This is a genomic window from Viridibacillus sp. FSL E2-0187 (assembly GCF_038006425.1).
Classification (GTDB): Bacteria; Bacillota; Bacilli; order Bacillales_A; family Planococcaceae; genus Viridibacillus; species Viridibacillus arvi.
In genome coordinates this window covers 2,737,161-2,760,669 of record NZ_JBBOVG010000001.1, presented here as the reverse complement: position 1 = coordinate 2,760,669, position 23,509 = coordinate 2,737,161, and the positions used below count along the sequence as shown (strand labels likewise).

22 protein-coding genes are annotated in these 23,509 nt (G+C 34.5%); 17 read left to right on the top strand and 5 right to left on the bottom strand.

Annotated features, from left to right (window positions below; translation table 11 throughout):
* The first annotated feature begins 11 nt into the window (after positions 1-11).
* Positions 12-215, top strand: coding sequence for a hypothetical protein (locus MHH85_RS13525; protein ID WP_193738985.1), 204 nt, complete (start codon positions 12-14; stop codon positions 213-215).
* A 131-nt stretch (positions 216-346) separates the two neighbouring features.
* Entirely contained in the window at positions 347-1,378 is a 1,032-nt protein-coding gene (locus MHH85_RS13520; RefSeq protein WP_340707476.1) for a serine hydrolase domain-containing protein, read from the top strand.
* Positions 1,379-1,459: 81 nt separating this feature from the next.
* On the opposite strand, the gene MHH85_RS13515 is transcribed toward MHH85_RS13520, so the two are convergent.
* Entirely contained in the window at positions 1,460-2,281 is an 822-nt protein-coding gene (locus tag MHH85_RS13515) for a phytoene/squalene synthase family protein (protein ID WP_340707475.1), read from the bottom strand.
* A gap of 218 nt (positions 2,282-2,499) precedes the next feature.
* On the opposite strand from MHH85_RS13515, the gene MHH85_RS13510 reads away from it, so the two are divergent.
* The 6 genes from MHH85_RS13510 (at position 2,500) to MHH85_RS13485 (ending at position 8,636) form a co-directional block, all read left to right on the top strand.
* A complete protein-coding gene (locus MHH85_RS13510) occupies positions 2,500-3,234 on the top strand; it encodes an SDR family NAD(P)-dependent oxidoreductase (RefSeq protein ID WP_053417179.1) in 735 nt (244 codons plus the stop codon).
* Between the two features lie 24 nt (positions 3,235-3,258).
* On the top strand, positions 3,259-3,678 hold the full coding sequence (locus MHH85_RS13505; protein WP_340707474.1) for a MarR family winged helix-turn-helix transcriptional regulator: 420 nt from the start codon (positions 3,259-3,261) through the stop codon (positions 3,676-3,678).
* A 276-nt stretch (positions 3,679-3,954) separates the two neighbouring features.
* The gene (locus MHH85_RS13500; RefSeq protein ID WP_340707473.1) at positions 3,955-5,532 is read left to right on the top strand and encodes an amidohydrolase; all 1,578 of its coding nucleotides are present in this window, start codon (positions 3,955-3,957) and stop codon (positions 5,530-5,532) included.
* 102 nt (positions 5,533-5,634) lie between these two features.
* The gene (gene coaW / locus MHH85_RS13495) at positions 5,635-6,471 is read left to right on the top strand and encodes a type II pantothenate kinase (RefSeq protein ID WP_193738990.1); all 837 of its coding nucleotides are present in this window, start codon (positions 5,635-5,637) and stop codon (positions 6,469-6,471) included.
* A 579-nt stretch (positions 6,472-7,050) separates the two neighbouring features.
* Positions 7,051-7,470 (top strand): MarR family winged helix-turn-helix transcriptional regulator, encoded by a 420-nt coding sequence (locus MHH85_RS13490; protein ID WP_340707472.1) that lies wholly within the window; start codon positions 7,051-7,053, stop codon positions 7,468-7,470.
* Complete coding sequence (locus MHH85_RS13485; protein ID WP_340707471.1) at positions 7,458-8,636, top strand: MFS transporter; 1,179 nt, start codon at positions 7,458-7,460, stop codon at positions 8,634-8,636. The genes MHH85_RS13490 and MHH85_RS13485 overlap by 13 nt, the downstream gene beginning before the upstream one ends.
* Positions 8,637-8,653: 17 nt before the next feature.
* Here the strand turns inward: MHH85_RS13485 and MHH85_RS13480 are convergent, their stop codons facing one another.
* Positions 8,654-9,058 (bottom strand): ribonuclease HI family protein, encoded by a 405-nt coding sequence (locus tag MHH85_RS13480; protein ID WP_340707470.1) that lies wholly within the window; start codon positions 9,056-9,058, stop codon positions 8,654-8,656.
* 190 nt (positions 9,059-9,248) lie between these two features.
* On the opposite strand from MHH85_RS13480, the gene MHH85_RS13475 reads away from it, so the two are divergent.
* The 3 genes from MHH85_RS13475 to MHH85_RS13465 all read left to right on the top strand — a co-directional run bounded on the left by MHH85_RS13475 (position 9,249) and on the right by MHH85_RS13465 (position 12,710).
* Complete coding sequence (locus tag MHH85_RS13475; RefSeq protein ID WP_053417172.1) at positions 9,249-9,440, top strand: zinc-finger domain-containing protein; 192 nt, start codon at positions 9,249-9,251, stop codon at positions 9,438-9,440.
* Between the two features lie 250 nt (positions 9,441-9,690).
* Entirely contained in the window at positions 9,691-11,067 is a 1,377-nt protein-coding gene (locus MHH85_RS13470; RefSeq protein ID WP_340707469.1) for an aspartate kinase, read from the top strand.
* A gap of 335 nt (positions 11,068-11,402) precedes the next feature.
* A complete protein-coding gene (locus MHH85_RS13465; protein ID WP_193738995.1) occupies positions 11,403-12,710 on the top strand; it encodes a hemolysin family protein in 1,308 nt (435 codons plus the stop codon).
* A 229-nt stretch (positions 12,711-12,939) separates the two neighbouring features.
* On the opposite strand, the gene MHH85_RS13460 is transcribed toward MHH85_RS13465, so the two are convergent.
* Together MHH85_RS13460 and MHH85_RS13455 are read right to left on the bottom strand one after the other, a co-directional pair.
* Positions 12,940-13,140, bottom strand: coding sequence for a cold-shock protein (locus MHH85_RS13460; RefSeq protein WP_053417169.1), 201 nt, complete (start codon positions 13,138-13,140; stop codon positions 12,940-12,942).
* A 52-nt stretch (positions 13,141-13,192) separates the two neighbouring features.
* On the bottom strand, positions 13,193-13,591 hold the full coding sequence (locus tag MHH85_RS13455) for a tyrosine-type recombinase/integrase (RefSeq protein ID WP_340707468.1): 399 nt from the start codon (positions 13,589-13,591) through the stop codon (positions 13,193-13,195).
* Positions 13,592-14,480: 889 nt separating this feature from the next.
* Between MHH85_RS13455 and MHH85_RS13450 the strand changes: the two genes are divergently transcribed.
* Complete coding sequence (locus MHH85_RS13450; RefSeq protein WP_340707467.1) at positions 14,481-15,464, top strand: tRNA dihydrouridine synthase; 984 nt, start codon at positions 14,481-14,483, stop codon at positions 15,462-15,464.
* Between the two features lie 310 nt (positions 15,465-15,774).
* Here the strand turns inward: MHH85_RS13450 and MHH85_RS13445 are convergent, their stop codons facing one another.
* The gene (locus MHH85_RS13445) at positions 15,775-15,966 is read right to left on the bottom strand and encodes a tyrosine-type recombinase/integrase (RefSeq protein WP_340707466.1); all 192 of its coding nucleotides are present in this window, start codon (positions 15,964-15,966) and stop codon (positions 15,775-15,777) included.
* Between the two features lie 872 nt (positions 15,967-16,838).
* Between MHH85_RS13445 and MHH85_RS13440 the strand changes: the two genes are divergently transcribed.
* The 5 genes from MHH85_RS13440 to MHH85_RS13420 all read left to right on the top strand — a co-directional run bounded on the left by MHH85_RS13440 (position 16,839) and on the right by MHH85_RS13420 (position 23,438).
* The gene (locus MHH85_RS13440) at positions 16,839-18,482 is read left to right on the top strand and encodes a sugar ABC transporter substrate-binding protein (protein ID WP_340707465.1); all 1,644 of its coding nucleotides are present in this window, start codon (positions 16,839-16,841) and stop codon (positions 18,480-18,482) included.
* Positions 18,483-18,566: 84 nt separating this feature from the next.
* Positions 18,567-19,547, top strand: coding sequence for an ABC transporter permease (locus MHH85_RS13435; protein ID WP_227752015.1), 981 nt, complete (start codon positions 18,567-18,569; stop codon positions 19,545-19,547).
* Between the two features lie 82 nt (positions 19,548-19,629).
* The gene (locus MHH85_RS13430; protein WP_193741188.1) at positions 19,630-20,460 is read left to right on the top strand and encodes a carbohydrate ABC transporter permease; all 831 of its coding nucleotides are present in this window, start codon (positions 19,630-19,632) and stop codon (positions 20,458-20,460) included.
* Between the two features lie 75 nt (positions 20,461-20,535).
* A complete protein-coding gene (locus MHH85_RS13425) occupies positions 20,536-22,302 on the top strand; it encodes a glycoside hydrolase family 36 protein (RefSeq protein WP_340707464.1) in 1,767 nt (588 codons plus the stop codon).
* 92 nt (positions 22,303-22,394) lie between these two features.
* Positions 22,395-23,438: a LacI family DNA-binding transcriptional regulator gene (locus MHH85_RS13420; protein WP_340707463.1), complete on the top strand. Its 1,044-nt coding sequence runs from the start codon at positions 22,395-22,397 to the stop codon at positions 23,436-23,438.
* The last annotated feature ends 71 nt before the right edge of the window (positions 23,439-23,509 follow it).

Below are 23,509 nucleotides of genomic sequence, written 5' to 3'. Positions count from 1 at the left end.
GGAAAAAGAAGTTGCTAAGAGAAAAAGGTGTAACAGTTGTAGAATATGAATCGTATTACAGCTTTTTTGCTGAACCTACGACAGCGCCGTGTATGACGATTGGTATGATGACGGGTTTGCATGATGAAATCTCTGTAGAAAATCTTGGAATAGAGCAAAAAACAGAGGCGGATGGATTGACTGTGGTGAACATGGTACCTGAAGAGGTAAAGTGAAATTATTGAAAAATAAAAATGTTGCTTCATTATTAAAGGAATATAATACCAATAATTTCTTTTTTGTGTTAGTTTAAAGTAAGGAGATTAGATAATATAGACTTAAATCTCCTATGCAGGGGGAATCATATATGAGACAAGAAAATCTCTTGAAGATGATAGAATCTGTTCAAAAAGAGACCCAATTTTCAGGCACCATATTTACAAAGCAGGGAACAGATTTACGAGCTAGTATGAGTTACGGCTACGCTAATCGAAGCGAAAAAATTGAAAATGAAGTAGATACAAAATACGGTATCGCCTCAGGAAGTAAAGTTTTCACAGCTATTTCCATTTGTCAGCTTATTGAAAAAGGAGTGCTCTCCTTTGATTCGAAATTACAAGATTGTCTAAAATTTGAATTTCCACATTTTGATGAAAATATTACAGTTCACCATTTGCTTACGCATACTTCTGGTGTTCCGGATTATTTTGATGAAGAAGTAATGAAGGATTATGAAGAACTATGGATTAAGACACCTATGTACCATATAAGAAAATTACAAGATTTCTTACCATTGTTTCAAAATGAGAAAATGAAATATCCTGCAGGTGCAAAATTTCAATATAATAATTCGGGATATATATTGCTAGGTTTAATAATTGAACATGTAAGTGGATTAAGCTTTAGTGATTATGTTGAAATGAATATTTTCCAACGAGCAGGAATGCTTGACTCTGGATATTTTGAAATGGATGCTTTGCCTGTGAAAACAGCGATTGGATATATTGATCTTTCTGATGGTACATGGAAAACGAATATCTACTCTCTTCCTGTAAAGGGTGGGGCCGATGGCGGAGCATATGTTACGGCAACAGATATGATGAAATTATGGAAATCGTTAACAAGCTATGATCTTTTGAGTGAGCACATGACAAAGCTAATGTTGACACCACATGCTAATGAAAAGGACGGATTATCTTATGGCTACGGAATTTGGATTGAAATCAACGATGAAGAAGTATATAAGTATTTATTAATGGGTTACGATCCAGGAGTTAATTTCCATGCTGTATTCTATCCTAAGCAAGATCTCAAAATAGTTGTCTGCGCAAATACTTCAGTAGGCGCGTATAAAATGATTTCAAGGATTGAGGAATTACTTCTTTTCTCTAAATCTTAAACATTTTGAAATAACAAAGCCGAAGTAGAATAATTATTCTACTCGGCTCATTTTTTGTATGTGTATTTTTTTAGCTAGAGGTTAATCTACCTTTGTTACTTCCTCAACAGTTTGTTCAACCTCTTGACGAGTCATCTTCTCATGACCGTTACGCATAGCTTGTAGTGTTTTATGTGCAAGTGCCAAAGGAATTTTACAGAACATTAAGATGCTACGTTTTTTAATGCTTTTATTATACAAATCACCTTTTGCTAAGTTTTCCTCAGCATATTTGAATAAATCATCGCGTGTCCAACCTTCAGGCATGAAGCTTACACCACGTTCATCGTCCTCTTCTTGGTTACGTAAAATGTTAACCGCTTGTAAACCACGTCCGTAGCCGATTGCTAATTCACGGTCTGTTTCAATGCCCGCACCCCAGCGCCAAATATCAGATAGCATTGTCCCAACAAGACCTGCCACGTAGTATGTGTAGTCATCTAAATCCTCTCTCGTTTTAACAACCCAATTTTTGTCTGCCCACTTAGCCATTCCTTCAGCCATTTCACTTGTAGAAGCAGCAATTGTTTCGCGTATATCTTCAGGACAAAGTGCTAGCCAATCACCAAGTCGTATAGTTACTTCAGGTAGTATATTTTCATATGGTTTAAGTAGTGACAAGTATGCATCATTATCAAATGGTTTTAATAACAGAGCACTTACTTGACGTAAAAGATCACTTTTAACGGCAATATCTAAATCCTCATGGTCTTCAATTTCATCAATAGCACGCATGCATAAATATGCCGTTGCAACAGTTGTTTTCATTTCTTTTTGTAAAAATGTAATAGGAATAAAAAAAGTACGACTCGTTTCTTTTAAAACGCTCATCGCTTCTTTATAGAGTGCTTTTTGTTCTGACATTATGTCTTCCTCCGATCAATCAAAAAATCTTCAATACTATCGTATATCAAATAGTGAAAAAGATACAACTAAATCCGTAGAAACAAATAAATCTTATAGAAATAGAATAAATGTTTTGTGTTAAATATTTAAACGTGATAATATTTAGTTGTCTAATAAATATTGTTTTATATAAATCATTAGACATCTAAATATTTTCTTTAAAAGGAGTTTTTATAATGGGTAGATTAGATAATAAAGTAACAATCATAACAGGTGGAGCATCAGGTATTGGAGCAAAAATGGTAGAATTATTTGCTAAAGAAGGCGCAATTGTTATTGCAGCTGATATTAACGATGCTGCAATCGCTGCAATCGACAACGGAAAAAACATTTTCGGAATGAAATTAAATGTTATGGATGATGCAAACTGGAAAGAGCTTGTTGATAATATCGTTGAAAAATTCGGTAAAATTGATGTCCTTGTTAATAACGCTGGAATTTCATCAGAAAAACCAATGGAAGCTATTACAGTTGATGACTGGTCATTAATGCACAATATTAACGCATTCGGTCCTTTCTTAGGAATGAAACACGTTTCTGCAGTAATGAAAGAAAATGGAAATGGTTCAATCGTTAACATTTCTTCATTCACAGCACAAATTGGTATGGGCTTAAATGCATACTCTGCATCTAAAGGTTCTGTTCGTGCTATCTCTAAAGCTGCTGCAACTGCATTCGGTAAATTCGGTGTACGCGTAAACGCAGTATTCCCAGGAATTATCGAAACACCAATGACTGCTGTATTAAAAGATTCTGCTGCATACGTAGAAGCTATGGTTAAAGCGACTCCACTTTCTCGTCTTGGACAACCAGCTGATATCGCAAATGCTGCAATCTTCTTAGCATCTGATGAAGCTTCATTTATTACTGGTTCTGAACTTGTAATCGATGGTGGATTCTCAGCACAATAATTTTGTGTATGGAGTTGGGTGCCATTGAAAAATAATCCTACCCTATTTGATCTTATACATGTACTTGATAAAGCAAATGAGAACATGATTTTAGCTTGGAAAAAGTTATTTAAAGTTAATATAGGGATATCACATATATTAGTCTTGAGCTATTTAAAAGAACATGGTAAAAGTAAACCCACGGATATTGCAAAATATCTGGAGTTTGCACCGCCTTCTTTAACGCATTTAGCAGAAAAACTAATTCACAATCATTATTGTGTTCGATGTCAGGATACACTTGATAGAAGAATTTCTTATATTCAAATTACACCACTAGGGTTAGAAATCTTAGAGGAAGCTAGTACATTAGGTGCTGAAATGCAACAAGAATATTTCAAGATTCTTTCAGAAGATGAAATCCAAGAACTTTTCTCTATATATACAAAATTAACAAGTCAATAATTAATATTGAATTGTGGGAAGAAGGGCGAACTTTGTTCGTCCTTCTTTTTTGTACATAAAAGTAAAAACTCTTGAGTGGAATTTACAATTATTGAATTCGAGTTAAGATTTATATAAAACATATTTGGGATTAATAGGAAAAAGAGATAGGTTTTAACCTTATCTTTAATATAAAGTTGAAGAGTATTGACGACTGGATTACCCACCTTATTGATATGTCCTTTTTGTTCAAAATGATATAATAAGAATATTTCGAAAAACCGATTTAGGGGAAGGATGGGGGAAGTGGGACAATTATGGTTTGGTGGTACAATTTACACGATGCAAAGGGACGGGGAAACAGTTGAAGCGGTACTTGTTGAGGATGGCAAGGTTAAAAAATTAGGCACGTACGAAGAACTTAAAACCCAGGCAGAAGAGGTTTTTGATTTGCAAGGAGCCGTGATGTATCCAGGTTTTGTTGATAGTCATTTACATATGATTGGTTACGGGGAAAAACTGTTACGACTGGATTTAACAAATGTGAAATCTTCTGATGAATTGCTAGATGTTATTAAACAAGCAGCTGCTAATTGTTCTAGTGATGAATGGTTGATCGCTGAAGGGTGGGATGAAAATCAATTCAATGATAATCGTATCCCAACTGTTCAAGAATTGGATGCTATTCGTCAAGAACCGATCGTCCTAAAACGTATATGCAGACATGTCGTGCTTGCGAATACTTCGGCAATGGCTGCTGGCAATATTACTCAAGAAACACCAAATCCAGAAGGTGGAGAAATTGGTCGAGATGAAAATGGGCTATTAACGGGTCTATTATATGACCAAGCGCTTTACAAAGTATTAGATCAAATACCTGTAGAGCAAGAATATTCATTAACAAATACATTAGAGTTAGCAGTCAATCATTTATTGTCACTTGGTTTAACAGGTGGACATACTGAAGATATGAGTTATTATGGACATTTTTCCAATCCGCTGAATGCTTTTAATGAAATTATCGGTAAAAGGAAAAATTTCAGAGCACATTTATTAAGACATCATCTTGCGTTCGAACAAATGATGACCTCAAATGCAACATACTCTGAGCCATTTGTAGAAGCAGGTGCAATGAAGATTTTCTCTGATGGGGCACTTGGTGGTGCAACAGCTGCACTAATTGAACCGTACGAAAATCAGCCACAAAATAAAGGGTTAATCATCCATACCTCTAAACAACTTGATGAGCTTGTAAAATTGGCACGTTCTTATGGTGAAGCGGTGGCAGTTCATATTATTGGCGATGCCGCTCTTGAACAAGTATTAACAGCAATCGAGGCTAATCCTCTAACGAATGGAAAAAAAGATAGACTTATTCATTGTAGTGTTGTTAATGACTTACTGATTGAACGAATGAGTAAATTGCCTGTTATTTTAGATTTACAACCACAATTTATCCTATCTGATTTCCCGTGGATTATAGAAAAAATTGGTCAAAAGCGGGCTGAATTAACATATCCATTTAAACGTTTTTTAGAAAAAGGATTAATATGTGCAGGAGGTTCCGATGCACCGATTGAAGATGCGAATCCTTTACTTGGTATCCATGCTGCAATCGCTCGCAAAAAGCATGTGGAAAGCCATGAAGGATATATTCCAACAGAAAAACTTACACGTTTTGATGCGATTTCCCTTTATACAACCGGTAGCGCAAAGGTAATTGGTAAGGAACAAGTAAGGGGGACCATTCAGCCGGGATACGATGCGGACTTTTCGATTTTCGACAAAGACTTATTTGTTTGCGAATTAGATGAAATTCCAAATGCAATTGCACTTAAGACAGTTGTTGCTGGTAATGTAGTTTTTTCAAAATAGGTGACTAGAAAATTAGAAAAAATGATAACATCGTAGGAAATCATTGCACAAAACTGCACATAGCAGTAAAGTTTAGATTGGGCGATCACAAAGGAGAATGGTATGACGAAGGCAATTGGAATAGACGCAGGGGGTACACTAACAAAACTAGCTTATGAAAATGAATTTGGTGAGCTAGTGTTAGAGCATTTCCCTTCGAACGACTTACTAGCTGTAACGGACTGGATTAGCAATCACCCTGAAATTGAAGAGATTGGCTTAACAGGCGGAAGAGCTGAGCAAGTTAAAAATTTACTAAAAGAAGTAAAATCCATCCATTACATAGTTGAATTTGAAGCGACATTAAAAGGGGTTCGATATCAACTAATTCAGCATGGTCATCAATTTGACCGAAGCATCATTACAAATGTTGGTACAGGTACATCCATTCATTTTATGGATGGTGAAACACATAATCGTGTTGGTGGTACTGGTATTGGTGGAGGAACACTAGTCGGACTGGCAGCATTAACGACAGGAATATACGACTATCATGAAATTATTAAAAAGGCACAGTATGGTGAAAGACAAGAAATTGATCTTCTAGTACAAGATATTTATCAAGGTATGGATACGCCGATTGCAGGTACGTTAACGGCAAGTAACTTTGGTAAAATGGGAATTGATGAAACGAAGAATCACCCTATTGAAAATATTTTAGCAACAGTGCAAGGCTTAGTAGGGGAAGTCATCACAACATTAAGTATCCAGCTAGCAGAACAAAATCAAGTCGAACATATTATATATATTGGTACAACTCTAAACGAAAACGAAGCATTAAAAAAAGTTATCGCCAACTACACAATTTTAAAAAAGAAAACACCTATCTTCTTAGAAGACCATGGTTTTAGTGGTGCAATAGGTGCCTTTTTAAATATAACAGTCAATCAAAAGAGCTAAAAAAAACTTAGAGTTAATTTGTTTATTATTAAATTCAAAATTGAACATTAAATTAAACCGTAAGAGTGAAATTGCGCTTACGGTTTTTTGCTGTCTTAAATAAGGGATTTGTAGTAATAATTATAAAAAAATAATAATTCAATGTATTCTAAAGATGAGCTAATAAAAGAGGTATTAAATGTCTAAAAAGTATTTTATCAAAATGTTCTTATTGATAAGTTTGCCTCTATTCACCTGTTCATTTTTAGATGATAGGATTGGGTTTTTCCCTCTGTTACTGCTGGGTCTGTTTTACTTATTGTTTTATGCCTCTTGTTGTTTTCAAGAAAGGAAAAAATATAAGAAATTAAAATGTATACTGGGGAAACATTTAACTTTCTCTATACTTCGGCACTTTATAGATCTTGTATTCGATTTAATTTATGATTTTAATAATTTGAGAGCCTATTCTGCGTTGGGAAATCAACAGAAGAGTAGCCTCTTTTAATTTTGAATATAAATCCCTCTTTACAAACGATATTAGTAGGAATAAAATTAAATTATTATTTACCTAGGTAAATAAAATTCGGAGGTAAGCAAATGAATCCTTTATTTCACGAAATCTTTCAAACTACTAGAGATATTACAAATAAATTAAATAGTTGTTTAAAAGAACATGAACTTTATAGCAGTCAGTGGACGATTCTCTATACGATTAATAAAAATGGACCAATGTCATTAACAGACATCTGGAAGTACTTACAGGTTGAGGCACCTACTGTGACACGAACTGTTGCAAGGCTAGAGCAGCTTGATTGGATTGTGCGAACAGAAGGGGAAGATCGTAGAGAAAAAATAATATCCTTTTCTGAAGAAGGTAAGAAAAAATTTCCTGCTGTTTTATCTTCTGTATTGCAATTTGAGGAGGGCTTGATTGAAACATTTAATGATGAAGAACAACAGCATCTACTGGAGCTGATATGTAAGTTGAAGGGAAGAGCTAATCATTGGAGAAGTTAGAAAAGATTTGGACGAAACGGTTTATTAGTATTTTTTGTACGAATATGGCCGTGTTTTTTGTTTTTTACGGATTAGTATCCGTGTTACCACTTTATGCAACTGAAGATTTAAACCGTTCTGATAGTGATGCAGGTTTATTATTATCTATCTTCTTGCTATCCGCAATTATTACACGCCCATTTACAGGGAAAGTTTTAGAGCATTTTGGTAAGCGTAAACTTCTTTATATAAGCTTAATCGGTTACTTTGTATGTACCGTATTATATTTATTCTTTAAGCCGTTTGCACTTCTATTATTACTGCGCTTTATACAAGGAATTTTCTTCAGCATATTAACGACAGCTAATAATTCTATAGCTGCAGATATCGTTCCACCATCTCGTAGGGGTGCAGGACTTGGGTATTTTACAATGTCACTCAATTTAGCGGTAGTACTTGGACCTTTTGTTGGTCTTTTGGTCATTCAGTATTTAAATTTCGAAATTTTGTTCATTATTATGAGTGCGGTTATTTTAATAGGAGGTATTGCAGCGCTATCGATTAAATTAGATGATATTCCACAAGTTGCTAAACAACAAAAATTCTCGATAGCCCTTTCAGATCTATTCGAGAAGAAGGCATTACCTACAGCTGCTATAGCATGTTTTATTGCAATTGCTTATGCTAGTGTATTATCTTTCTTATCTGTTTACGCAAAACAAAAAGGTTTGATGGAAGTCGCTAGTTTATTTTATGCAGTTTACGCAGCAGCGATGCTGTTAACCCGTCCATTTACAGGGCGCTTATATGATCAAAAAGGACCTAAATTTGTTATTATTCCAGGCTTTATCCTTTTTATCTTAGGTTTAATTACGCTAGCTTATGTCAATGGACCGGTGTTATTCATGCTCGCTGGTGTGTTAATTGGACTTGGTTACGGAGCACTTGTACCAAGTTTCCAATCAATGACGATTCAATCCACAGACCCTAGACGTACTGCCTATGCTACTGCTACATTCTTTACGTTATTTGATGTAGGGATTGCCTTGGGGTCATGGCTTCTTGGTATTATCGCCACACAGTATGGATATGTAGAGGTTTATCTTGCAGCAGCATTTGTTGTTACCATTGGAGCAATAGCATTTATGGTGACGCAATTAAAAAAGCAAATAACTGATTTGAAATAGCAAAAAAGCAAACTCTATTAACGAGTTTGCTTTTTTTGATATGAACGCAATGCTTCTCTTGCTAGTGTATCAGCTGCACGATTTTCAGAACTAGGGATCCATTTAATGAAAAATAAATCGAATTTTTTTGTAAGCTCGAGTGCTTCTTCTAAATAGGGTTTATATGCTTCATTTTTTACATATTCCTTTTCAATAGAAGCGACTACTATTTTAGAATCAGAACGAACAGAGATCATACCAGTAGATAATTTTAATGCTTCTGTTAAACCGCGAACAAGTGCGATGAATTCTGTAGTATGATTATCATTTTCCCCTATGGCTTCACCAATTTTAATTAATTGACCTTCACCTTTGATGAATATTCCTATGGCGCTAGGACCAGGGTTTCCAGCAGTTGCTGCATCAATATATAATTCAATCATTTTGTCACCTGCTACATCATATTTATAACTTTAGTATATTTGATATAGAGAAATATGAAAAGGTCAGAAGAGGAATAGGACTAGTTTGAATAGCGTAAACTAAAATGCAATTGTAGAAAGTTAATAATTGTAACTAAATGCTCCAAGTAGTAAAATAAAAATTATTGAAATTTAGAGGTGAATCGATTTGATGGACAAAGTAACCGTCATAAAAGAAATTGACGAAATGATGGAAAATTATTGTGAAGGTTGCTTCGTTAAAAATCAACTTCGTAAAGACCGAGGAAAGTCTGGTGCCCACCGATTTTGTATCGAGTCATGTACGATTGGGGAGCAATTACACTTTTTAGGCGAAGAACTTTTAAAAGTTTATACAAAATAACCTACTTCAATGTTAAAAACACCTTGAGTTTTGTCTCTTGGTGTTTTTTTGTTGTTGAAATAACAGACAGATGCTAGTAATATGATAACAATTACTGAATAATGATAATAATTGTTCAATTGCAACAACTCTTTGTATAAGAATGTAAAAATTTATTGACTACTTAAGTTAGTGTTTGTACACTGTGAATATACAAATGTTTTTATTGAGAATACAAATGAGTAAATAAACAATGTAAGGATATGATGAAATGAAAGTATGTAAATTTGGTGGAACATCTGTTGCAAGTGCAGAACAAATCAAAAAGGTAGCGGCAATCGTACAATCAGATCCTACAAGACGTCTTATTGTCGTTTCAGCACCAGGTAAACGGTTTAATGAGGATATAAAAGTAACAGATTTATTAATTGAGTTGGCGAATGCGGCATTGCAAGAACAAGATGCAGTAGAAGAAAAACTAAAAAATGTTGTAAAACGCTATGAAAGCAATGCAAATGGACTTGGTTTAGACCGTGCCATTTGTGATGTCATTGAGGCAGACTTACGTAAACGTATTGCAAAAGTGGGTTCGGTTACTGATGAACTGTTGATGGATAGCTTAAAGGCGAGTGGAGAAGACAATAATGCGAAAATGATTGCAGCTTACTTCAATAGTATTGGACTTAAAGCAAAATACATGAGTCCCCTTGAAGCAGGTTTAATTGTTAATGATCTGCCTGCTCGAGCACAAGCGTTGGCAAAAGCATACGATAATTTGAGTGTCCTAAAAGATTCTCAAGAAATTATCGTGTTCCCTGGGTTCTTTGGTTATACAGAAGAGGGCGTATTACGTACATTTGAACGTGGGGGTTCAGATATTACAGGTTCAATTTTAGCTGCAGCGATAAAAGCTGAGTTATATGAAAACTTTACTGATGTTGATTCCGTATTCTGTGCAAATCCTAAAGTCGTAAATTGTCCAGTTGAAATACAAGAGATTACATATCGTGAAATGCGTGAATTATCATATGCGGGTTTCTCGGTTTTCCATGATGAAGCACTAATGCCGGTTTATAAAATTGGAATTCCAGTTTGTATCAAAAATACAAATAACCCGTCTGCACCAGGAACGAGAATCGTGTCTGTTCGTGAATCAAATCATAGCCCGGTAACTGGTATTTCAGCTGACAGTGGTTTCTCGATTTTATACGTAAGTAAATATTTGATGAACCGTGAAATCGGTTTTGGTCGTAAATTACTTCAAATATTAGAAGATGAGAATATTTCATATGAGCATACACCATCCGGTTTAGATGATATCTCTGTTATTATTCGAAGTCACCAGTTATCTCCTGAAAAAGAAGATCGTATCGTAAAACGTGTTGAAACAGAATTGCAGGCAGACGACGTACATTTCCGTCATGATTTTTCAATGATTGTAATCGTAGGAGAAGGTATGAATAACAATACAGGTCTAGCAGCTCGTGCGGCATCAGCCATTTCAAAAACAGGCGCCAACATTGAAATGATTAATCAAGGATCATCAGAAGTCAGCCTTGTATTTGGTGTTCGCAAAGAATTTGAAAACAAAATTTTACAAGCATTGTACAATGAATTTTTCGCACTATCAGCAACAACCTTAAAATGATAAATAACTGAAGTAGCGCCTTTAAGTCAAAGAAACGATTTAAAGGCGCTTTTTTTCACTCTCTGAACTAAAACATTGGGTGATTTTACATTTAAAAACTATAATAAATAATATTTTCTAAGAAAATAAAAAAATAGTTTGCTAGGAAAAAATTTCTGTAAATTAATTAAATCAGAAAAAGTTCAGATAAATTAAAAAATTTTAAAAATAATCATCTTCTTAATTGCAATTTACATATACTTTCATATAGATTAGTATTAGTAACTTATTTTACAGGAGGTGAATTCTTTATTCTGAATCTGAAATAAGGATCAGATCAGATATAAAGAACATGATTGGACAATGATATAGCCATTAAGTTAGTTGTTTTCGTAATACTAATTGCACTTACTGCGTTTTTCGTAGCAGCGGAATTTGCGATAGTAAAGGTGAGATCAACTAGAATAGACCAGCTTGTTCTTGAAGGCAATAAAAAGGCTTTAAGAGCAAAAAAGGTTACGAATAATTTAGATGAATATTTATCAGCTTGCCAGCTTGGCATTACGATTACGGCATTAGGGCTTGGATGGTTGGGGAAACCGACTATTGAAGCTATCCTGAGACCATTGTTTGAGATATTTAGCTTAGATGCTCGTATTTCTTCGGTGGTATCATTTATTATTGCGTTCTCAATCGTAACTTTTTTGCATGTTGTAGTCGGAGAGCTTGCACCAAAAACATTAGCAATTCAACAAGCTGAAACCGTTACACTGCAAACAGCTGGATCACTTATTTTATTCCACAATATTATGTATCCATTCATTAAAATTTTAAATGGCTCTGCAAGAGGCTTAACCGCATTATTTGGTTTGAAAATGCAGTCTGGATCAGATGTTGCTCATAGTGAAGAAGAGTTGCGGATGATCTTATCAGATAGTTATAAAAGCGGTGAGATTAATCGCTCTGAATATAGTTTTGTGAACCGTATTTTTGAATTCGATGATCGTATTGCAAAAGAAATTATGGTCCCTAGAACGGAAATTGTTAGCCTTGATCAACATTTAAGCCTTAAGGAAGTATTTGATGTGATTAATGTGGAGCAATATACACGGTATCCTGTCGTCGATGGGGATAAGGATCATATTATTGGTATTGTTAATATGAAACAGCTGTTAACAGCGTTTATTTTAGATGAAAAGAATGCTTTAAAACAGATAACTCACTTTATGCAACCTGTTATTCGTATTATTGAAACGGTTCCGATTAGTGATTTATTACTTAAATTTCAATTAAAGCGCATTCATATGGCAATTCTTATGGATGAGTATGGTGGTACATCTGGTCTTGTAACAATTGAAGATATTATTGAAGAAATTGTCGGTGATATCAAGGATGAATTTGACTATGATGAGTTGCCTGAAGTACAGAAAATAGCTGAAAATCATTATAATCTTGATGCTAAGCTTAGACTTGAAGAAGTAGAGGAACTCTTAAATATCGATATTAATGATGAAGATATCGACACAATTGGAGGCTGGTTCATGACAAATCATGATCGCATCTTAAAAGGTGAGAAACATGAAGCTGAAGGCTATGAATTTACCATTCAAGACATCAATATGCATCAAATTGTAAGACTTGAAGTGAAAAAAGTAGCTTTATAATGTTAAGGCGTATCTAAGTTTTTTAATACTTAGACACGCCTTTTTATTTTGCTTATAGATATTTTAAACCTGTTTATACAGCATAATATCTAATATAGAAATGACATAATAAAGTTACTATTAAATAAATATCAAATTCAAACATTATGAATGCAATAAAAGAGGTTCTTAAATTACACTTAATAAAAAAAGCTATTCTCAAGTTAAACTTGTAGAATAGCTGTACTCACTATAGTTTATTTACGTTTGCTGCTTGTGGGCCTCGATTACCTTCAATAATCTCGAAGCTAACATCTTGTCCCTCTTCTAATGTGCGGAAACCTTCCTCTTGGATGCCTGTGAAATGGACGAATACATCTTCACCATCATTGTACTCAATAAAACCATAACCTTTTTCGTTATTGAACCATTTTACTTTTCCTTGTTGCATGTAGGTTCCTCCCAAATGAAACAGAATGTTCAAGCATGAAATCCATCACATATTATATGCGAATTGATTGAAGAGTATTCATTAAACCTTGATATGACAAGGTTTTTAAGAATATTATTAAAATATTGATGCTTATAATAAAAATAGTGTAGCTTAAAGGTTTCTCACTGAATTTTTGTGAAGCCACTTTTTTTGTAGTTTCATCAGATTCATGCCCTAATTGAGCCATAATTAGGTTGAGCGGAACATTAGCCTTAGCTAATAAAGAAGTGTGAGTATGTCTAAAAGAAGGTGATATTAAATGCTTTTTAATCGTGTTCATTATTCTAAGTATTGATTGCATTCTAGTATTCGCAGTTTTCAAATGATAAGGATAACCAAAGTATGAAGGACCTAACTTAGTAATCAAAAAATCTAATTCATAATAATTTAAACCAATTGTCGATTTCAAGCGATTTTGCACTCCAAATTGCTTTTTAATAACACAATAAGTTCTGGCTCAATGTCGATAACTCTTATAAATCCTTTGGTGTTTGGTGTCGTAATATCATATATAAGAGTATTTCTATTCGGATTATACAGAGTTTTTGAAATACTTATTGTAGCATTATTATAATCGATATCGGACCATTTTAAAACTAATAACTCACCTAAATACATTCCAGGCCATGTGAGCGTGTTGAAACTGAAGAAATATCCTGCTTTTTATAAGATAATGAGGATCTGTAAGGTGAAAGTGAAATGCTAACATCTTTTTGTTTCTCCAGTCGACGAAAATCTTAATGAAGCAGAAAGATATTTAATAGGCTGTTTAATAGCCATAGGTGTATCAGTTGATAATAATAGAGGAAGAGTGATTATTTCGGAATTTATTGTGATTCCGACTTTGATAATTTTATTAAAGATGGTTTAAGACATCTTCAATTTTACAATAAGGTCGACTTAATAAATGGAGTAATGTTTAGACATTTAAATGATGCTGCAAAAACGAAGAGTAAATATTTCTACATTATGTAATGTAATATTGTAACACGTTCTACACTAACCACATTGTGAAGAGGTCGCGTGGAGTTGGTATAATAGAAAAGCAGTCGATATAGAAAAAATCTATACCATCTGCTTTGTTGTGATAAGAATACCATTCAGGATCGATTTGCGTTAAAATAAACAGTGCTGAATTTCACAATCGTTTTTCACAAATTATTAATTTTCAAATGTACTTGTGATTGATAATAAGTTATTAAACATGATATAAGTGTAAAAGAAGTGAAACATTTGGCTTTATATTTTTTGGCCTAGAGTTTGAAGTTGTAACCATAATGAGGGGATTTGAGTTTGGAATGATAGATAATTTTTGGCGTGATTTACCACGACCATTTTTTGTACTTGCACCAATGGAAGATGTGACAGATGTTGTTTTTCGTCACGTAGTAAGTGAAGCCGGTCGACCGGATGTATTTTTCACAGAGTTTACAAACTCGGATAGCTATTGTCATCCAGAGGGAATGAAAAGTGTGCAGGGCCGTTTGGTTTTTACAGAAGATGAACAGCCACTGGTAGCACATATTTGGGGGGATAATCCCGAATATTTCCGTCAAATGAGTATTGGCATGGCAGAGCTAGGATTTAAAGGCATCGATATTAATATGGGCTGCCCTGTACCGAATGTGGCAACGAGAGGGAAAGGGAGTGGTCTTATTCTCCGTCCAGACGTTGCGGCAGAACTTATTCAAGCAGCAAAAGCGGGCGGACTGCCTGTAAGCGTGAAGACACGACTAGGCTTTAAGAATTTAAATGAGTGGGAGGAGTGGCTAACGCATATTTTTAAACAGGATATTGCGAACCTATCTATTCATTTACGTACAAGAGAGGAAATGAGCCAAGTAGATGCGCATTGGGAGATGATTCCGGAAATCAAAAAATTACGTGACCGTATCGCACCAAATACGTTACTAACAATCAATGGAGACATTCCTGACCGTCAAACTGGGCTGCAGCTTGCTGAACAATACGGGATTGATGGTGTTATGATCGGGCGAGGTATTTTTAAAAATCCTTTTGCTTTTGAAAAAGAGCCAAAAGAGCATAGCAGTAATGAATATCTTGATCTACTAAGACTGCAGCTTGACCTTCAAGATAAATATGCGGAAGTATTACCACGTTCAATCACAGGGCTTCATCGCTTTTTCAAAATTTATGTTAAAGGATTCCCTGGAGCTGCTGAATTAAGAAATCAACTGATGAACACGAAATCAACAGATGAAGTGCGTGCATTGCTTGATAACTTTGGAAAGAATGTTAATGAGGCGGAGACAGCGAAATGATGAAACTCTTAAAAAGTTAGAGAAAAAATGAATCACATCAACTTATATGTACTTATTTTATTCAGTTTCAATTTCTTTTGTGTGCGGCATGATGTAATAAGCCGTCTGAACCCTTGATATATAAGGGTTTGTATGTAAGGTGAAAGTGAAATTTTAACATTTTGCTAACATAGAGGATTATAATCGAGGCTTCTCATTAATTGAGCAAATTTATGAGAAGTCTCTTTTTCATTTCTTTCGTTACGTGGAGATAAACGATCTTCGTTGTTTCATCATCATAATGTTCTAAACGATCCATAATCTCTTCTAATCATACTTTAGCCTTTGCTAATAACGACGTATGTGTATGACGAAGGGAATGTGGTGTAAGTTCTTTATTTACTCCGGCTGACTTTGACCATCGAGCCATTCTGTTTTCAACGGTTTTAATAAAAATCGGATAGACTGGTTGTCTTTCCTTCTTAGCAAAAATAAAGCCTTCATCAAGATAATTTTCACCCAAAAGGGAAGCTGATAAACGTTATCATACTTCCTTTTTAATCCTCAATTTAAATATTTCCTTTGGCTGAAGATTCATCTTTCCTCCTGCTGTACCTATAATCAAATACCATCGATGAGAGACAGTGCTATGTTTAATCAAACATTTAAATAACTTACAAAATTTTTAGTTGCAAAATGGGTTTATTCCTTTTACTGCGCGTTTTCCGACATCTAATCAAACGATTAATTAGTTTTTCTGAAGGATATTTTGTTGGGTTTGTCGGTTTAGGATTAGTGTAGGTAAAATTGGCTGAGTGGAACCAGATGTAAATCCAATATTAGTAAATTATTTATTGAAATGAAGAGAAGAAACATTGATATCAATTGGAGATACATCAATTTAATCAAACGTTTAATTAACTTACAAAAATTTTAGCCTCCGAATAGATTAAATAAGTGCCGATTGATGAGGATTTAGTCTATTTATCAATAGAACAAAAAGTCACCAGAACCGTCCCCTTGGTCCTCCTCCAAAGAATTTAATGGATTGGCAAGAAGAAGTATATTGAAATTTCTGAATATTCCTGATAATATATCCATAGAATATAATTTACTAAAGTTTCCTGAAATTATTTGAACTAGTTTACTAAACATCATGATGGAAATTAGAAATTCTATTTGGGAAATGTAAGCGCTTTTTATTCCTACTAGAGAAAGAAGGTAATATAAAAATAAAAAATGAATGATTATACTATTTTAATCTAAACAGGATTTTTCAGGTAAAAAGAGGGAGATAAATTCTTGCTATGATCCACTTTTAGTCGTTGATTACATTTGCCTAGGATAAACGGAAATTTTTAGAGAGATTTTTACTATTACTAAAGAGGTGTAGAAATGAAAAAATACTTTCCTTTGTTTCTTGTTGGTCTATTATTTATTTCAATAGTAGCAGGGTGTAATAATAATGAGACGGCTTCCTCTGGAGAGCCGCATCCAAATGCTGGAAAGGAAAATGAGTTTGGTTGGACTGTGCCAAAGTATACATTAGAATTCTCATATTATGCTGGCCAATTAAATCCTAAAGATGTAGAAAAAAATACAAAACTATTAAATGAATTTCTTCTAGAGCAGTTTAATGTGAAAATTAATAAGAAAGTAACAGAAACAGACCCTAAGGAACGTCTTAATCTCATGCTTGCTTCGAATGATTACCCTGAAGTGATTACCGGTTTATCACCTGCAGAGGTTGAAAAATGGAAAAATCAAAAACGGGCGATTGATTTAACAGAATATATTGATAAGTATGCCCCTACTATTAAAGAGAAATTAGGAGATACGTATAAACGTTACTTAGATAAGGATGGTAAATTATATGGACTGCCAAATTACTGGGGTTATCTCCCTATTCCGGATTATTCAGCTAATATTCCATATACAAAGTGGGTAGAAATAGGAAAGCCTAAAACAATATCTACTGAAGAGTATTTTGATCTACTGAAAGAGATGCAAGCTAATACACCAGTAAATCAAAATGGACAAAAAACATATGCATTATCTGGTGAGAATTGGAAAACTGGCTATATCTATAAAGTTTTAGCCGGTGCATGGGGCTTAAAAGATGGCTTTAAAGAAGATGAGAATGGTAACTTGACTCACTGGATTAATACACCAGAAGGAATTGAACTAACCAAGTATTTAAACAAATTTCAAGTTGAGGGGTTATTAGACCCTAATAGTTTTATAAATGATTTTGACCAATGGAAAGAAATGTTTTCAAATAAGAGAGTTTTTGGGTCTATTGGGCCTTGGTGGCATTCTTGGAATGCAGGACACGAGGTATGGCAGAAAACAGATAAAAATTGGAAACCTGATGACCATTATGTACAAATTGGCCTAAAGGCACCTGGTGTTGATCAAGCCTACCTATCACCAAAGAATACGATTGGTTCCTCTAGAACAATTATTACAGATAAGGCTAAGGATCCTGAAAAAATTATTAAATTCCTTAATTTTGCATTTAGTGATATGGGAAATAAGCTATTAGGTTGGGGTGTTCCGAACGAGGAAATTTCTATTTGGGGCAATAAGTCCGGAGAATGGACCTGGGTAGAAGAGAGAAAGAATGAGCTGATAAACGGAAAATATGATTATGATAAGGGTTTTTTGACTGGTCAAGGTGAATATGCAATAGTTGCCTACCAAGGGATGATGGAAGATGAAACAAACTGGTGGTATGATCAAAACTTTAATAATGAAGCTGAATGGAAAAGGGATTTAAACGAAAACTTAAAAGATACTATTTTCGATAATACGCTAAAAGCAATCAGCGTCCCTCTTAATGATCCGCTTGCAGTGAAAGAAGAACAAATTAATACGTTAATTAACACAGGAATATCAAAGGCAGTTCAGGCGAATAGTCCAGAAATGGCTGAAAAAATATTTATAGATTTACGTGAAAAAGTAAATAAGGCTGGTTTAAATGAGATTGAAGAGTACAAGACAAAAATTTACAAGGAAAGACTGAAGAATTGGAAGTAAAAATAGAGAGATAAGGAGGTAGTGGCCTCTTTATCTCTCAAACAAAAATTGAGATTGATAAAAAGTGACACCGGGGGGGATAGTATGAACATAATGCCAGAAAAAGGCGAAGCGGTTCCAAAATCCAACATATCTAGTGAAAAAAAGATGGCTGGCGTAAAGAGAATTAAAAACACCTTTCTTCGAGAAAAACAGCTCTGGTTGATTTGTATTCCAATTATATTGTGGGTGCTTTTATTTGCTTATTATCCAATGTATGGATTGATTATGGCATTTATCGATTATGAACCAGGGAGAGCTATTCTTGACAGTGATTGGGTAGGTTTCAAACATTTCATTGAATTTTTCCAATCGCCGGATTTTTGGATGGTGTTAAGAAATACATTAGTTATAAGTGGGCTTGGAATTGTTTTTGGTTTCCCTGCACCAATTTTATTAGCTTTGTTATTACATGAATTAAAATATACTCGGTTTAAAAAATTTGTACAAACCGTATCCTATTTGCCGCACTTTATGTCTTGGGTAGTGGTAGCAAGTATTGTTTTTGTTACATTAGGAAATGAAGGGGTTTTTAACCAATTCCTTATGAGTATAGGAATAATTGATCGTCCTCTCTCTTTTCTTGGAGAAGGGAAATATTTCTGGGGGGTCATTACTGGAGCTGATATATGGAAGGGGATAGGCTGGTCAAGCATTATTTATTTATCTGCGATTGCTGGTGTTGACTCTCAGTTGTACGAGGCGGGAAAAATGGATGGACTTGGGCGGTTTGGTCTGATTTGGCATGTCATTATCCCAGGTATAAGACCAACTATTGTCATTCTGATGATTTTGGGAATTAGTGGAATTTTGAACGCTGGTTTTGAACAGCAATTGTTAATTGGGAATGTTCAAACGAGGGAATATTGGGAAGTTTTTGATACTTATTCCTACCGATATGGAATTCAGTTAGGTAACTATTCCTATGCGACAGCCGTAGGATTATTTAAGTCAATTATCGGGCTTATCTTATTAGTTGGCGCAAATAAATTCTGTAAAAAGTTTTTTGATACTTCAGTGTACTAAGAAAGCTGGTGAGAGCGTGAAGCAAGGGTTTATTAAAGAAAGCATAGGAAGCAGGATTTTTGATAAGGTGAATCTAGTTTTGATGATAGGCTTTGCATCTATAATGTTATTTCCTTTTCTTAATATAATTGCACTATCACTGAACGATGGTGTAGATGCTGCAAGAGGCGGTATTTATTTATGGCCACGAGAATTTTCGTTAGATTCATATAAGGTATTGTTTCAAAATGAAGATTTACTTAAAGGGTTTGGCATTTCTATTTTACGTGTTGTAGTGGGGACCGTTACAGGTGTTTTATGTACGGGACTGTTAGCTTATATCGTCACCGTTAAGCATTTTTCAGGTCGTAAGTTTATGAGACTATTATTTGTTTTCACGATGTTTTTTAGCGGAGGATTAATCCCAACTTATTTACTTTTCATGAAATTAGGCTTATCTAATACATTTACAGTGTATTGGCTGCCAGCTCTTTTTAGTCCATTTTTTATGCTGCTTATGGCTTCGTATATACAAAACCTTCCGGATTCCATCTTTGAGTCTGCAAGAATGGATGGCTGTAGTGAATTGCGGATTTACTTTCAGATTTTGATCCCAATGTCGATTCCCGTTTTTGCTGCCATTGCGGTATTTAGTGCAGTGGGTCATTGGAACTCATGGTTTGATGTACTTATCTATAACCCAAGTGGAGAATGGGATACCTTACAAGTTTATTTACGTAGATTACTATTAGAGGTAGAAGCCATTCAACAAGTTCAAGATTTACAGTTAGCTTATTCAAAATACCGAAATATCTCTCCTATTACCTTAAGAGCAGCTACTACGGTTCTTGTTACCTTGCCTATTATTTTTGTTTATCCATTTGCACAAAAATATTTCGTTGGGGGTATTACATTAGGGTCAGTAAAAGAATAATCAGATATATCATAAAAAATATTCTTTGTTTTTTAATTCGTAAAAAAATAAATTTAACAGAAAAGAGGGAGCGCTATGCTTACACAACAAAATATTAAAATAGAGGCAGTTTGTGATCCGATTGTGGATGTAAAACTAGAGGAATATAAAATAAATGATATTACCTATGTGAATGTTCAAATTGATGCAAAGGAATTCATTCATTTTCCGAAAGTCGATCTTATTTGGCATTATCCCATTATAGATATTCAATCGTATTGGCATCCTGGTTCAGGTCGCAGTAAAAGTTTTGGAGTAGATTGGGATGGTGGATTTTCCTCAAAAGGAACCGTTTCTGCACCTGTTGGTTGCTTTTATAGCCAGGATGGGAAAAATCGTCTCTCGGTTGCTTATTCTAAAGTGATGGAAACAGTGGGTTTTAATCTTGGAGTACATGAAGAAAATGGGACAATTAAATGTCACATTACATTATTCACTGAACAAACAAAAAAAATGAAGCAATATCATGCAACGATTCGAATTGACACAAGGGACATTCCTTACTATGAAGCAATTGAGGAGATTTCCAAATGGTATGAAACGATCGAAAATAATAAACCATCTATTGTTCCGGAAGAATCTAAACTCCCTATGTATTGTACATGGTATAGTTTTCACCAAAATGTAACGGATCACGCAATTGAAGAACAGTCCCGGCATGCTAAACAGTTTGGATGTGAAGCTGTTATTGTTGATGATGGGTGGCAAACCGAAGACAATCAGCGTGGGTATGCTTATTGTGGTGATTGGGAGGTTGCAGCAAGTAAAATACCTAATATGAAGGAACATGTCGAGAAAGTACATGCCATGGGGATGAAATATTTATTGTGGTATAGTGTTCCATTTGTCGGGAAGCATGCTAAAGTCTGGGATCAGTTTCGCAATAAAATTTTATATTTTCAGGAATCTCTTCAGGCAGGAGTGCTTGATCCTAGATATCCAGAAGTAAGAGAATATCTCATTTCCGTTTATGAAACTGCTTTAAAGGAATGGAATATAGACGGGTTTAAATTTGATTTTATAGATAACTTCGACGTAAGAAGAGCAAATGAAAAGGCTTTAGAGCCAGATGAAAATCGGGATTTTGAATCTGTTCAAGAAGCTGTAGATCGGTTATTAACAGATGTTATGGAAAGGCTTCGAGTCATCAAACCAAGTATTATGATTGAGTTTAGACAAAGATATATTGGCCCACATATGAGAAAATACGGTAATATTTTCCGTGTAATGGATTGTCCTAATGATGCCATTACTAATCGTGTTGGTGTTATTGATTTGCGTTTATTCTCCGGGAGTACAGCGGTTCATTCCGACCCGATTATGTGGAATAAAAAAGATACCGTAGAAAGTGCTGCTTTACAGCTAATCAATGTCTTATTCGGTGTACCGCAATTTTCGATGCGCTTTGAAAACTTATCTCATAGTCATTTAGAGATGGCTAAATATTGGTTAGGTTTTTGGAAGGAACACCGAGATGTATTATTGAACGGTAAATTAAAAGCCGAAGCACCAGAACTATTATATCCTATAGTAAGTGCAGAAAATGATGTGACAAAGATTATTGCTGTCTATGGGGATGTTGTTGTAAAAAGCGGAAAATCAAGTGTGTCAAATTTAATTATTGTGAATGGCACTTTAAAAGAAGAACTTGTACTGGACTTAGAAGAAGACATTATGGATCACACTTTAGAAATATATGATTGCTGTGGTCATTTAGTAAAGAAACAATTCTTATCATTACACGCTGGTTTAAATCGGTTGCATGTGCAGAAATCAGGAATCCTTATGATAAAAAAAGGATAAAATTGTCGATTCATCAGGTCTTTGCTATGATAGTAATTAATTTAGTAAAGATTAACTGAAAATTTGGGTTATAAAGAGAAAGAGGTTTTTGGATGGCGACAATTAAAGACATTGCTAAGTTATCTAATGTTTCAACATCTACTGTATCACGAGTACTTAACAACGATTCTTCCTTATCCGTAACAGAAGAAACAAGAAAAAAAGTGAACGAAGTTGCAGAAAAGCTTCAATATACTTTACCTCAAAGAAAGAGCGTTAAAAAGCAGCATGAACTTAAAGATATGAAAATTGGTCTGATCATTTATTGTTCAGAAAAGGTAGAAGATGAAGATCCTTATTTCTTATCTATACGTCAAGGTGTTGAGCAGGAATTATATCAATATGGTTTAGAAATTTCAAAAGTTATTCGATGGATTAATTATGATTCATATGAAAGCTTGAGTGGGTTAAATTCTTTAATTGTGATTGGGAAAATAGATTTTGATTTTTTAAATCCGTTTTTCGTACAAATACAAAATATCGTATTTGTTGATTATTCCCCAAATGATGAAGAGTTTGATTCTGTGATTGTTGATTTTGAAAAAGCGACATATAAAGCACTAGACCATCTGCTGGAAAATGGCCATGCGTCAATAGGGTTTATCGGGGGAACGGTTTTTTTACATCAATTCGGGTCAAAAGCTGGGTCAAGGCAGATGGATAAACGACTAAAAGGTTTCCGAAAATATATGGAAAGCAAAGGGTTGTTTAATGAAGACCATGTTTTTATTGGGGACAAATTTACTACACAAACTGGTTATGAGTTAATGAAAAAAGCCATAAGCAATAATTGTCTGCCTACTGCGTTTATTATAGCGAGTGATCCAATGGCTATTGGTGCATACAGAGCTCTTGAGGAGGCTGGCATAAGTATCCCAAATGAAGTGTCCATCGTAGCATTTGATGATATTACAATTGCCCAATATATGACTCCTCCACTAACAACAATAAAAGTATATTCTAATGAAATGGGAAAAGCCGCAGTTAGACTATTGGATGAAAAGTTAAATGGGAGGGAAGTTTCCATGAAATTAGTCGTCCCTACAAAGCTTATTATTCGGCAAAGCACTGTAAATAAATTTGAAAATAATAGATAGGATTTTTTCTAATCACCCGAATTAGGATAGGCAGTTAGAAATTTACCTCAGTTAACTTCTTACTAAGAAAG